The following is a 14,150-nucleotide window of genomic DNA, read 5'->3' on the forward strand; positions in this document are numbered from 1 at the left end:
GCACATGGCGCAGAGCGCCACGGGGATGCGTGACACCGCAGAGCGGGTGTCACGAGCGACTGATACATTGGGTGGCCGTTTGAATGCGCGAGGCCGGCGAGGCTTTCAACAATGACCCGAGTTGAGATGCGTGTGCGTTACGTCAAGCCGTTGGTGTTCATGCTCTGTCTGATGCCCTTCGGTCTCTTGATCGCCCGCGGGGCGAGCGGTGCACTCGGACCCAATCCGGTCGAGGCGATCACGCATTTCACGGGTGATTGGACCTTGCGTCTTCTGCTGGCGACACTTGCGGTCACACCTTTGCGGCGTCTGACCGGGCACGTTTGGCTTGTCCGGTATCGACGCATGCTGGGCCTGTTCACCTTCTTCTACGCGGTCCTGCACTTCACGACCTATCTTTGGCTGGATCGGTTCTTCGACTTGGGGGCGATCGCCGAGGATGTGCTGAAACGGCCCTACATTACGGTCGGCTTCGCGGCCTTCGTCCTGATGGTGCCCTTGGCGATCACCTCCACACAGGGCTGGGTGCGGCGTCTCGGGCGGCGCTGGAAGACGCTGCATCGGGCCGTCTACGCCATCGGCGTGCTCGGCGTGCTGCACTATCTCTGGCTGGTGAAGGCGGATCTCCTGGAGCCCGCGATTTACGGGGTCATTCTCGCGGTTCTGCTCGGCCTGCGCGTCCCCTGGGGCGACCTCTCCAGGCGCCTGGCGGCGAGAAGGCGTCGGCGTCCCCGGGTGGCGCCGGAACGTCGCTAAGATGCGGCGCTGCTGTCGGCGAAACATTCGGAAAGCACTACAATGGAAAGATTGCCATGCCGAAGGAGTCGGCCCTTGTGTTTACTGATGATACCCGCTCGGCGTTGCCGACGATTCTCGTTGTCGACGACACGGTCGAGAATCTGGCCGTTCTGGCCGATCTCCTGAGTCCTCTCTATTGTGTCCGCGCCGTTCGCTCCGGTCGCAGAGCGCTGCAGGCGCTTGCCGAGCCGCGTCCCGATTTGATCCTGCTCGACGTCATGATGCCCGAGATGGATGGCTACGAGGTGATGAGGCGGTTGCGTGCCGACCCCGGCACCGCGGACATTCCGGTGATCTTCGTCACGGCATTGGACGCGGCGATGGACGAGGAGCGCGGTCTGGCGCTGGGCGCGGTGGACTACATCACCAAGCCGATCAAGCCGGCGATCGCGCTTGCCAGAATCAAGACACAACTGGAGCTGAAGTCCGCTCGCGATCGTCTGCGCAACGAGAATCTGCTGCTCGAGGCCGAGGTGTCGCGTCGCATGCAGGAGAACCTCCTCATCCAGGACGCCAGTATTCGCGCCCTTGCGCACCTGGCCGAGATCCGCGATCCCGAGACCGGCAACCATCTGCGCCGCACCCAAGGCTATGTCGGGCTGCTCGCCGACGCCTTGCGGACGCACCCGCGTTTTGCGCCTTTTCTGACCGCTCAAACCATCGATCTTCTGGTCAAGTCCGCGCCTTTGCACGACATCGGCAAGGTCGGCGTGCCGGACTACATCCTGCTCAAGCCGGGCAAGCTGACGCCCGACGAGTGGGAGATCATGAAGACGCATAGCCGTCTGGGACGCGAGGCGATCGAGCTGGCCGAGCGCGATGCCGAGTGTCCGCTCCCCTTTTTGGCGATCGCGAAGGATATCGCGCACTATCATCACGAGAAATGGGACGGCTCGGGGTATCCGGAGGGGCTCGAGGGCGACGCGATCCCGATCGCCGCCCGGCTCATGGCGCTTGCGGACGTCTTCGACGCCCTGATGTGCCAGCGTGTCTACAAGCTGCCCTGTCCATTTGCAGAGACCGTGACCATCATCGAGAAAGGACGCGGCACCCATTTCGACCCGGATGTGGTCGACGCCTTCCTGATGCGGCGCGAGGCGTTCAGAAGCATTGCCGAGCGCTTCGCGGACCGTGACTCGAACCGTCTCGACGGAGTCGAGCCATTGCGCGAATCACCCGCGCTCATGCCTCCCGGCCCGGTGTCGGCCTGACACACACGCATCGTTCAAGGAGTCCTTCGATGTCGGATGCCATCGAGTTGACCCTCGCGGATATCATGTCACGGGCGCTGCGGTGTGTTGCGCCGTACAGTGCGCTCGGGGATGCCGTTCGGACCATGGCCCGGGAACGACTCTCGTGCATTCTCGTGCTCGAGGATGGTCGGCCCCTGGGCATCTTGACCGAGCGTGACCTCCTGCGACTGCTTGACGAGGAGGTCGATCTCGACCGTCCTGTTGCCGAGGTAATGAGTACCCCGGTGCTCGCCATCCCGGGGGAGACCGAGTTCTCCTCCGCCTACCTCACGGCCCTCGATCACCGTGTTCGCCACTTGGTGGCGGTCGACGCGAGCGGCAAGGCGATCGGGGTCGCGAGCGAGACCGACTTCCGCCGTTATTTGACCCTGCGTCTACTTAGCCAGCTCGACGACCTGACCGCCGTGATGGATCGCGACCTGCCGCTCCTGCCGCCCGATGGGTCCGTCGCCCAGGCGCGCCGGCTTATGCTGCGGTACCGCGCCTCTTACGTGCTCATCGCGGAGGGACGTCGCCCGCTGGGCATCCTCACCGAGCGCGACATTCCCCTTCTTTTGGGGCAGGGCAAACAGGCGCGGGGCTTGATCGTGCGCGATGTGATGCGATCCCCCGTGCGGGTGATCCGCGACGACAGCCCCGTGTCGGATGCCGCTTGTCTGATGCAGGACGAGGGTCTGCGGCATCTCGCGGTTGTCGATGCCGACGGACTGGTGACGGGGATGTTGACGCTCCATAACCTGATGGAGCGAATCGGGTTCAACCTCCTGCAAGACGACACCAAGCGGCGAACCGAGCGATTGTTGGGGGCGCAAGCCCACGCCGAGCAGCGGCTGCGGATGGCCGTTGAAGCGTCCGGTATCGGTTTCTGGGAATTCGATCTGGCAGCGGATCGGCTCTATCGCGACGAGACGCTGCTGAATCTGCTCGGCTTCCGGGAGTCCGAGATCCCGCTCGATCGGGCGGCTTGGCTGGAGTCCGTGCATCCGGACGACCGGGACACCGCGCTTGATGCCTTCCGTGCGGCCTTGGCACCCGGCGATCCACCGATCGAATGCGAGTACCGGAGCCGCCGCCGGGAGGGCGGTTGGGTGTGGCTCCAGACCCGCGGGCGTGTTGTCCGCCGGGATACCGCCGGACGCGCCGTTCTCGCGGTCGGAACCGCAATGGACATCACCGGGCGCCGACAATCCGAGCAACGCGTCCAACGCCTGAGCCAGCTCCACGCGGCCCTTGCTCATTGTAGCCAGGCGATCATGCGTAGCGGCCTGGAGGCCGACCTGTTGGGTGAGATCTGCAGCGCGATCGTCGAGCTCGGTGGCCTGGCAGTCGCCTGGATCGGACTCATCGACCCGGCGAGCAGTCAGTTGCGCTGGGTCGCCGGCAAGGGCCGCGGGGCCGAGGGTCCGGGCGATATCCCGATCGAGATCGATGCCGATGCGCCGCTCGGGCGAAACCCGGTCGGCCTTGCGATCCGCGCCGAAGCCCCCTTTTGGTCGCAGGACCTGGCCGAGGATCCGGACGCCGCACCTTGGCATCACCTCGGTGCCCTGTTCGGATGGGGCTGCACGGCGGCACTGCCTCTGCGTCGGGACGGTGGCGTCGTCGGCGTCCTCTGCGTTGCCGCGCAAGTGCCCGGGTTCTTCGACGAGGACGTTCGTCACCTCCTCGAGGCGATGGCCGCGGACATCTCGCACGCCCTCGACCACGCGGCACTCGAGGCCGAGCACAGGCGACAATCCGCTGAGACGCTCGCGGCGACGGAGCGACTGCAGACCATCATGGACGCCATTCCGGATCTCCTCTGGCTCAAGGATATGGACGGGCGTTATCTGACCTGCAATCCGGCATTCGAGCGGTTCTTCGGCGCATCCCGGCACGCGATCGCCGGACAGCTGGACGCTGATTTCGTTGACCCGGCCCTCGCGGAAGCCTTCCGCGCAAACGACATCCACGCCTTGGAATCCGGAGGTCCGAGTTTCAACGAGGAATGGCTGACCTTCGCGTCCGACGGCTATCACGGACTCTTCGAGACCATCAAGACGCCGGTGCGCGATGCGACGGGTAGCTCGATCGGCGTCCTCGGGGTCGCACGTGACATCACCAAGCTGCGCGAGGCCCAAGATGCATTGCGCGAGCGCGAGGAGGTCTATCGCGCCATCTTCGCTCAGGCGAGCGACGGCATCATTCTCGTCGGTGCCGAGACAGCCCGTTTCGTCGAGTTCAACGATGCCGCCTGCGAGGCGCTCGGCTACAGCCGCGAGGAGTTCGCCCGGCTCGGGATCGCGGATATCGAGGCCGAGCGTGATCGAGCCGGCGTGAGGGATGGCCTGCGCATGATCGTCAGAGAAGGCCGGGGTGATTTCGACACGCTGCATCGTCACAAAGACGGCAGCATCCGGCATGTCCGAGTGGGCAATCGCGCGATCGAGATCAAGGGACATCCCTATGTTGTCGCGATCGTGACGGATATGACCGAGCGGACACTCGCCAAAGCGGAGCTGGATCTGCACCGGAATCACCTGCGTGCGCTCGTCGATGCCAGGACCGCCGAGCTGGATGCCGCCAATCGCGATCTCGTGCGCAGCGACCGGCGTCTGAAGACGCTGTTCGACTTGAGTCAGGCTGCACCGACCTTGAGCGAGCCCGAGCTTCTGCAGGCGGGCATCGATACCGCGGTCACCCTGACCGACAGCCTTATCGGCTACCTGCATTTCGTCGACGACGACCAGGAGGCGATCCAACTCTGCACCTGGTCCCGCGGGACGTTTGCCTACTGCACGGCGGAGCATGAGACGCACTATGCGATCTCCAAGGCCGGGGTCTGGGCGGACGCTCTGCGCACCGGGCAAGCCGTCATCCACAACGATTTTCAGGTCGCGCCCGGACGCCGTGGCTACCCGGAAGGGCATCCCCCGCTCGCGCGTCATCTCGGCGTGCCCGTCAAGGAGGGCGACCGCGTGCGGATGCTCATCGGCGTGGGCAACAAGCCGATCGACTACGACGAATCGGACCGCCTGCAGCTTCAGCTGGTCGGGGACGATCTGTGGCGGATCGTCATGCGCCGGCGCACCGAACTTGCGCTGGCCGAGGCCAAGGAGAGCGCCGAATCGGCCAACCGTTCCAAGAGCGCCTTCCTGGCCAACATGAGTCACGAGATTCGCACCCCGATGAACGCCATCATCGGTCTCGGCCACCTGCTCGAGCGCGAGGTGACCGACCCCAAGCCGCGCGCACAGGTCGGGAAGATGATGGATGCAGCCCGGCATCTCCTGTCGATCATCAACGACATCCTCGATCTTTCCAAGATCGAGGCCGGTCAGCTCACGCTCGAGGAGACCAACTTTTCGCCCGCTGGGCTGATTCAACACGCGTTCAGCATCCTCGGCGAGCGTGCGACGGCGAAGGGACTGACCCTCGAGCAGTCGATCGATCCGCGCATCCCGGCCATGCTCTACGGCGATGCCCATCGGCTCGGGCAGATCCTGCTGAACTATCTCGGCAATGCGATCAAGTTTTCCGAGCGGGGGACGATCCGGGTCAGCGCCCAAGCGCGCGAAGTGGACGGGCGTCGGCTCCTGCTCTGCCTCGAGGTTGCCGACGAGGGTATCGGTCTGACCCCGAGTCAGTGCGAGCGACTCTTCAAGCCATTCACGCAAGGCGACGATTCCACGACGCGTCGTTACGGCGGCACGGGTCTCGGTCTGGTTATCTGTAAACGGTTGGCCGAGCTCATGGGCGGCGAGGTCGGCGTCGAGAGCACGCCGGGGCAGGGCAGCCGATTTCGGGTCGAGGTGCCTCTGCCCTTCGACAAGGGCGCGATCCATGGGGACGTGGATCCTTTACCCCCGACTCCGTCCGGCGACTTGGAGAGACGTCTGGCGCGCCGCTTCCGCGGGGCTCGGCTGCTCGTGGTCGAGGATGATCCGCTCAACGCCGAGGTCGCCTGCGAGCTCTTGCGCAGGCTCGGGCTGGTCATGGAGGTTGCCGTGAACGGACAGGAGGCGGTGGACATGGTCCGCGAGCGCGACTACGCACTGGTTCTGATGGATGTGCAGATGCCGGTCATGGACGGGCTGCTCGCAACCAAGACGATTCGTCGCCTGCCCGGCCGCGAGACCCTGCCGATCCTGGCGATGACCGCCAACGCCTTCGAGGAGGATCGTCAGGCGTGCCTGGACGCCGGGATGAACGACCACATCGGTAAACCGGTGCAGCCGGAACGTCTCTACAGCGCGCTTCTGCGCTGGCTTCCTCCGATGCCGGGAGAGCCCGGGGCAGGCGAGCACTCCACCGCGAGCCGCGTCGAAGACGTCGCATTGACCGGCGCATTGGCGAGGATTCCCGGTCTCGACGTCGCTGCCGGTCTGCGTGCCGTCGGCTCCGACGACGCCGGTTATCGGCGGGTGCTCGACCTGTTTGCCCGGGCGCACGGCGACGTCGCGGCGGTGCTGCGCCGACGCTTGGAGGCGGGCGAGCTTGCCGAGGTGGAGCGGCTGGCATGCACGCTGAGGCGACTCTCGGGGACGCTGGGCGCGACAGCCTTGGGTACTCGCGCGGGCGCGCTGGCGGAGCGTGTCCAGACCGGTGCGTCGTCGTCGGACCTGGAGGCCGACATTGCCGACTTGGAATCTGTCCTGATTCCTCTTCTCGAGGGCATCCGCTCGGTGTCGAGCCCGCGACCGAGTGCGCCCTCCGATCTGGATTGGTCACAGGCACCGCTCGTCCTTGCCCGTCTCGAGACGCTCTTGGCCGAGGACAACACGCGTGCCAAAGACCTCTTGCTCGAGTCCGCGCCGCTGATCGAGGCGGTTTTGGGGACACATGCCACGCGATTTCGGAGCCAGGTCGAGCATTTCGACTTCGAGCAGGCGCTGAAGACGCTGCGTCTGGTCCTCGACACGCGCGATGGATGATCCGAAACAGATTCCGCGCCGCTCGACCTGGCCGGTGTGGGCGACACTGGTCGCGGGGCTGCTCTGTACTGCGCTGCTGACCCTCGTGGTCCGAGGCGAGGTGGAGACGCTCGCCAGGTACGAGCTGTCCTTCGTGGCGGGGGAGATCGCCGAGCGGATTCAGACCCGACTCGCCGCGCATGCGCAGATCCTGCGCAGCGGTGCGGCCCTGTTCAATGCATCCGAGGATGTCGCACGCGAAGAATGGCGGACCTTTGTCGCCGGTCTGCGGCTCGACGACCAGCTACCCGGCGTACAGGGCGTCGGTTTCGCCCGGCTGATCGCGCCCGAGCAGTTGCAGGCGCATGTCGACGCTGTGCGTCGAGAGGGGTTTCCCGACTACCGTGTCTGGCCCGAGGGCGAGCGCTCCCTCTACTCCTCGATCGTCTATCTGGAGCCTTTCAGCAGCCGCAATCTGCGCGCGTTCGGGTACGACATGTTCTCCGAGCCGGTGCGACGGGCCGCGATGAAAGACGCCCGCGATCGGGACATCGCGGCGCTCTCGGGACGGGTCCGTCTCGTCCAAGAGACCGACGAGGACGTCCAGGCCGGCGCGCTGATGTATGTACCTGTCTATCGCGACGGGATGCCGGTGGAGACCCTCGAGGAGCGTCGCGATGCGCTGGCGGGATGGGTTTACAGCCCTTACCGCATGAGCGACCTGATGCGCGGCATTCTGGGCGGCTGGGAGCAGAGGGACGGCACGCGGATCCGTCTCGCCGTCTACGACGGGGACACCGTTTCGCCCGAAACCTTGCTCTACGACACTCAGCCCGCCGCACCGATTGTCGCGTCGACGGGTGGGACAGGCGTCGCCACGATTCCGCTCGAGTTCAACGGCCATCGTTGGACCCTGGTGTTTTCGAGCCAGGCGACCGGGTGGCTTTCAGGCGGGGGCGCAAAGATCTGGTCGACGGCTGCGATCGGAATACTGTTCAGCCTTCTCCTCGCGGGCCTCGTTCATGCAGTCGCCAGGTCGCGCGCGCAGGCCGCGCGTTTGACCGTGGAGCTCGATGCACACAGACGCACGGAGCGCTCGCTCGATGTTGCTTTGACCAAGTACCGAACCCTGTTCGACAGCTTTCCGCTCGGCATCACGGTCGCCGACGCGGACGGCGCCATCGTCGAGGCCAATCCCATCGCCGAGAGGCTGCTCGGGATCTCGCGCGAAGAGCAGCTGCGCCGCACGCTCGGCGGTGCCGAGTGGGATCTGATCCGTCCGGACGGGACACCGATGCCGTCATCCGAATATCCCGCCATTCTGGCTTTGCAGGCCCGATCGGGATTGAATTGCGCGGAGATGGGGATCCGCAAGCCGGATGGTCGGGTGACCTGGCTCGGCGTGGTCGCAACAGGTCTGCCATTGGCAGGGTATGGCGTGGTCGTCACCTACGCAGACATCACCGAGCGGTTCCGGGAGCAGCAGGCACGCGAGACGCTCGGCGTCGCGGCACGCTTGGCGGTCTGTTCGGAGGACGCGGCGGAGTTTTGCCAAGCACTCGCACAGCTGCTGTCCACGCGCCTTGCCTGGCCCATCGTCGCGATCGAGACCTACGACCGCGCGTCCGAGGAGATGGTCTTCGTCGGTGCCGTCGGGATTCCGGGGCCGCTGGACGGACCCTTGCGGGTTCCGGTCGATCAGACTCTATCCGGATGGGTCGCGACGCGCGGCGAGTCATTGGTGGAGCTCCATGCCGATCGGCGACCCGAGTACGCCCTGCCGGCGTTGCGTGCACTCGACGTCGTCAGCTTCGTCTGCATCCCGCTCAAGATCGGGGAGCGGGTGCTGGGAACCCTCTCGCTCGGCGACATGCGGCGACGCCCGGAGGCACCCGAATGGGTGGGCATGTTGCAGACCATCGCAGATACCGCCGCCGATTCCATGGTGCGCCTGGCCGCCCAGGCGGCTTTGCGCGAGAGCGAACGCAACTATCGAGTTTTGGTCGACAATCTCTGCGCCGGTTTGGTCACCCATGCCCCCGACACCCGGATTCTTTACGCCAATCCGATGGCGAACCATCTCTTGGGGCTGACGACCGATCAGATGCTGGGCCTTGCAGCCGTTGATCCGAGGTGGCATTTCATTCGGGAGAACGGGACACCGATGCCGGTGGACGAGTATCCGGTCACGCGTGTCGCCGAGACCGGACAGGTCTTCCAGAGCCTCAACCTGGGTATCGTCAGACCCGATCGCACGGCGCCCGTGTGGGTGCAGTGCGAGGCGCATCCGTTGCACGACGAGCAGGGCCGGATGCAGAAAATCATTGTCACCTTCTTCGATATCTCACTCCGCAAGGCGGCCGAGACCGAGCTCGATCAGTATCGCCATCATCTCGAGGATCTGGTTGCGGAGCGGACCTCGCAGCTTGCGGAGGCCCGGGAGGCCGCGGAGGCCGCAAACCGGGCCAAGACGCGGTTCCTGGCCAACATGACCCACGAGATTCGCACCCCGATGAACGCCATTCTCGGGCTCAATCATCTCCTTCTGAAGGAGGTGACCGCGCCCGAGGCTCGATCCAGGCTGCGCAAGCTCGGCGAGGCCGCGTCTCATCTGCTGCTGATCATCGACGATATCCTCGACCTGTCGAAGATCGAGTCCGATCGACTTGTCTTGGAGGAGGCGCGGTTCTCGCCGGCGACGGCGATCGAGCGGGTTATCGGTCTGCTCGGCGATCGTGCAGCCGAGAAGGGTCTGCGGCTTCGCGCGACAATCGATCCGTGCCTGCCCGCTCGGGTGATCGGGGATCCGCTGCGTCTGGAGCAGGTCTTGGTCAACTTCCTCGGTAACGCCGTCAAGTTCTCCGAGCAGGGCGAGATCCAGGTGCGCGGGATTCTGGCCGAGGAGACCGAGGACAGCGTTCTCGTGCGTCTGGAGGTGGAGGACCAAGGGATTGGATTGACCCCGGACCAACAGGGGCGCCTGTTCCAACCCTTCATCCAAGCCGACGACTCGACCACGCGTCGCCATGGCGGCACCGGACTCGGTCTCGCGATCGTCAAGCGATTGGCCACCCTCATGGGGGGCGCGGTCGGCGTGACCAGTACCCCGGGGCAAGGCAGTCTCTTTTGGATGACCGCGCGTTTGCGCCGGGACGATCGGCCGGCACAGCCGACGCCCGCCTCTGCTGCGATGTCGACAACGGCGCCGGAACAGCTCATCGCTCGGCGTTATTCCGGCACGCCGATCCTCTTGGTCGAGGATGATCCGATCAATCGGGACGTCGCCCTCGATTTGCTGGAAGAGACGGGACTCCTCGTGGATCTGGCCGACGACGGTTCAGCCGCCGTCGAACGGGTGCGCGAGCGCGACTATGCCTTGGTCGTCATGGATGTGCAGATGCCGCGGATGGACGGATTGGCCGCCACCCGCGCCATACGCGCGCTCCTGGGTCGGACGGATCTGCCCATCCTGGCGATGACGGCGGGGACCTTCGAGGAGGATCGCGCACGTTGCCTGGATGCCGGGATGAACGACTTCATCGGCAAACCCGTCGAGCCGGCGCGATTGTACGCCGCCCTGCTGCGCTGGTTGCCTGCCGTGCCCCCGGAGCCCTCGAGTGCGAACGGTGACGCGACGGCCGAGCCGACGCAGGTCGATGGCGCGACCTCGAACGCGGATCCGGCCATCGCGCAGGTCCTCTTGGCCCAGTTGGAGTTCTTGCTCTCAGAAGGTGACCCTCGAGCTCTCCAGGTTTGGGCCGATCTCGCGAGCTTGGATGCTCCTGTCCTCGCGGAGGATTTTGAGGAGATCCGGGACGATATCGAGCGTGGATCGTATGGCCGGGCGCTCGAGACCCTGCGTCGTGCCCGTCGGGAGTGAGTCGGATTGTTGGCGTTCGTTCACTCGGCGCCGGCACTTGCGCCGGCAGCAGCACGCGTTTGAGCCAGACGACCTATCCGTCCAAGCGCCCGCAGCCTTCGCCTCGGCAGCGTACAAGAGACCCGGCGTACGACTGATGAGAGGCTATCATCGCTTTTTCGACGCAGCCAATGGAGCCTCATGAGGAACAGGGTTGTCTGTGCAGCCAGGGATCGACCCGATAGCGAGCCCTGTAGAACGCGCAGCGGTTCCCCTGCGCGCCTGGCACTGTTTTGCGTCGCCATCTGTGCCGCACTCCCGGCCCTTGCCCTGGACAGCGTGACCCTGCAACTGAAATGGCGCCATCAGTTTCAGTTCGCCGGCTACTACACGGCGCTGGAAAAGGGCTATTACCGTGACGCGGGGTTGGATGTCCGCATCCTCGAGGCCGAGCCGCAGACCGATCCCGTCGCCGAGGTGATTTCGGGCGCTGCGCAGTTCGGGATCGGCAGCAGCGAGCTTCTGCTGTCGCGACAGATCCATCCCGTCGTCGCATTGGCCCCGATCTACCAGCACTCGCCGTTCGAGCTCCTGGTCCGCGCCGATCGCGCGAGCAATCTCCATGAATTGGTCGGACAGCCCATCATGCTGGAGGCCGGCTCGGCCGAGATCCTGGCCCTGTTCCTGAAGGAAGGTGTCGAGCCCGACGCACTGACGATCTCTCCCCACAGTCTGGGGGTCGATGCGCTTCTGCATAACGAGGTGGCTGCGATGTCGGCCTATTCCACCACGGAACCTTATCTTCTGCGCCAGGCCGGTCTTGTCTACAACGAATTCTCGGCCCGCGCGGGCGGTATCGATTTCTACGGCGACATCCTCTTTACCAGCGAGTCCGAACTGAAATCCAACCCCGAGCGAACACGGGCCTTTCTCGCCGCCAGCCTGAAAGGCTGGCATGACGCCATGGCGCACATCGATGAAAGCATCGAGCTCATCATGGCGAAATACAACAGCCAAGACCGCACCCGCGCGCACTATCGCTTCGAGGCCGAGGAGAGTCGGCGTCTGATGCAGCCGGACCTGGTCGCGATCGGGCATGTCAACCCCGGCCGCTGGCGTCATATCGCCGATACCTATGCCGCGTTGGGCATGCTGCCCGAGCAGTTCCCGCTGGATGGGTTTCTCTATGAGGTCAAGACGCCCCGACTCGATCCGGGCTTGGTCGCCGCGCTGACCTTTGCCTTGGCGACGGCGCTGACACTGGCCTTGCTGACCTGGCGCGTGTATGGCCTGAACCTGCGTCTGCGCGGGGAGATCGCACGGCGCGCGAGGTTGAACCAAGAGCTCGCCGAGAGCGAGGCACTGCACCGCCTGCTCACGGAGAACAGCGGCGATGTCATCTGGATGCTCGACCTGGCCAGTCAGCGGTTCGATTATGTCAGTCCCTCGGTGGAACGCCTGCGCGGCTTCACGCCGGAGGAAGTGATCGCGCAACCCATGGAGGACGCCCTCACTCCGGAATCGGCGGAGAAGGTCGAGGCCCTCATGCGCGAGACGATCGAGCGCCTCTTGGCGGGCGATACCGAGGCGGTCTACGTCACCACCGAGGTCGACCAACCACACCGCGACGGCAGCATCGTGCCGACGGAAGTCGTCACAACCTATCTGATGGACGAGGCCGGTCACCCCGTCAAGCTCCTCGGCATCACGCGCGACATCTCCCGACGCAAGGCGCTGGAGTCTGAACTGCGTACCCGCCTCGCCGCCATCGAGGCTGCGGCCGACGCGATCGTCATCACCGACACCCAGGGCCACCTGCTGTATGTCAATCCTGCCTTCACTCGGCAAACCGGCTACGATCCGAAATCGGTCAAAGGTCGTTTCACCCGGATCCTCAACAGCGGCAAACAGTCCAGGGAGTTTTATGCGCAGCTCTGGCAGACCGTACTGGCCGGCCGGATCTGGCGGGGCGAATTGATCAATCGTCGCAAGAACGGTGAGCTTTACGAGGAGGAAATGACCATCTCCCCCGTCACGAACGATCAAGGCAAGATCGAGTATTTCGTCGCCGTCAAGCGCGATATCAGCGGGCAGCGCGCCATGGAACGCGCCCTGCAGGCCGCGAACCGGGAGCTTCAACAGAACCTGAACAAGATTGGTCGCCTGCAGGACATCCTCGCCGAACAGGCGGTCCGGGATCCGATGACCGGCCTCTATAACCGGCGTTATCTCGACGAGACCCTCCCACGCGAATTCGCCCGCGCCGAGCGCGAGGGATATCCCTTGGCCGTCGCCATGATCGACGTCGACTTCTTCAAGCGTATCAACGACACCTGGGGACACCCGGCCGGCGATGAGATCCTCAAGGTGCTGGCCCAGTGCCTGCGGGTGGGGGTCCGCGAGGGCGATATCGTCTGTCGCTATGGCGGCGAGGAATTCCTGCTGTTGCTGCCGCGTATCGCCCTGGAGATCGCATTCCAGCGCGCAGAGCGCTTGCGCCGAGATTTCGCCGACAGCGCGCTGGAGTGGGGCGAGGCCCGGATCCAGGCAACGCTATCGATCGGGCTCGCGAGTTTTCCCGACCATGCCCGAACCCCGAACGCACTCATCGCGCAGGCCGACACGGCCCTGTATCGCGCGAAGCGATCGGGACGCAACCGAACCGAGATCGCATCAGCCGCCGCATCCGGAGCGAGCACCAAGGGATAGGCCATCCGCCTGGTCGACGCGCCTAATCTACCCGCTCGATACCGGCCGCCTGACGAGCTAAGTCACAACATCAACGGCGCCATCGACTTGGAGCGGATGGAGCCGGTGGTGCGCTAGGACGACACCATCAACGCCGACTCGACCATTGCGCTGTTCGATCAGCTGCTGTTGGCCTATGCCTACGCCGCGTGCATTGATGTGATCTGCGACAACGCGCGCTATTACCGATCGAAAGCCGTCCAGGCGTACCTCGAGGATTCGCGCATCAAGCTGGTTTTTCTTCCTCCGTATGCTCCGAATCTCAATCGGATCGAGAGACTATGGAAGCTCTTCAAGAAAACGACGCTCTATAATCGTTATTATGAATCGTTCGGCGATTTTCGGAACGCTTGCGAAGGGTTCTTCGACAACTCGCATCTCTATCGTGATCAGATGCGCTCGTTGTAGACCGAAAACGTCGCGGTTGTCGGCGAGTAAAAGCGTCGAAAATTTCGCATTCGCTGAGTATGCATATGAATCAATGGTATGGATGGACCGCGGGCCTGAAATCGGCCCCGCCCGTGTTAAAGATGGGCTAGTTTAAAGGGTCGGTTCGGCCGGACCTACGGGCACACCGGCTTCAGCGCGATGCGCGCGTTC

Annotated in this window: 6 protein-coding genes; all 6 read left to right on the plus strand. The window is 64.6% G+C overall.

Annotation, left to right across the window (positions count from 1 at the left end):
- Nucleotides 1-111: 111 nt before the first annotated feature.
- The 6 genes from THIMADRAFT_RS08355 (at nt 112) to THIMADRAFT_RS08380 (ending at nt 13,958) form a co-directional block, all read left to right on the plus strand.
- Nucleotides 112-756: a protein-methionine-sulfoxide reductase heme-binding subunit MsrQ gene (locus THIMADRAFT_RS08355; RefSeq protein WP_007192572.1), complete on the plus strand. Its 645-nt coding sequence runs from the start codon at nt 112-114 to the stop codon at nt 754-756.
- A gap of 56 nt (nt 757-812) precedes the next feature.
- Nucleotides 813-2,009, plus strand: a complete 1,197-nt coding sequence (locus THIMADRAFT_RS08360) for a response regulator (protein WP_007192573.1) — start codon at nt 813-815, stop codon at nt 2,007-2,009.
- Between the two features lie 29 nt (nt 2,010-2,038).
- The gene (locus THIMADRAFT_RS24605) at nt 2,039-6,964 is read left to right on the plus strand and encodes a PAS domain S-box protein (protein WP_007192574.1); all 4,926 of its coding nucleotides are present in this window, start codon (nt 2,039-2,041) and stop codon (nt 6,962-6,964) included.
- Entirely contained in the window at nt 6,957-10,823 is a 3,867-nt protein-coding gene (locus tag THIMADRAFT_RS24610; protein ID WP_007192575.1) for a PAS domain-containing hybrid sensor histidine kinase/response regulator, read from the plus strand. The genes THIMADRAFT_RS24605 and THIMADRAFT_RS24610 overlap by 8 nt, the downstream gene beginning before the upstream one ends.
- A gap of 318 nt (nt 10,824-11,141) precedes the next feature.
- Nucleotides 11,142-13,511 (plus strand): diguanylate cyclase, encoded by a 2,370-nt coding sequence (locus THIMADRAFT_RS08375; RefSeq protein ID WP_233490211.1) that lies wholly within the window; start codon nt 11,142-11,144, stop codon nt 13,509-13,511.
- 126 nt (nt 13,512-13,637) lie between these two features.
- The gene (locus THIMADRAFT_RS08380; RefSeq protein ID WP_267878402.1) at nt 13,638-13,958 is read left to right on the plus strand and encodes a transposase; all 321 of its coding nucleotides are present in this window, start codon (nt 13,638-13,640) and stop codon (nt 13,956-13,958) included.
- Nucleotides 13,959-14,150 lie beyond the last annotated feature (192 nt).

Source organism: Thiocapsa marina 5811, from assembly GCF_000223985.1.
In the GTDB taxonomy this organism is placed as follows: domain Bacteria; phylum Pseudomonadota; class Gammaproteobacteria; order Chromatiales; family Chromatiaceae; genus Thiocapsa; species Thiocapsa marina.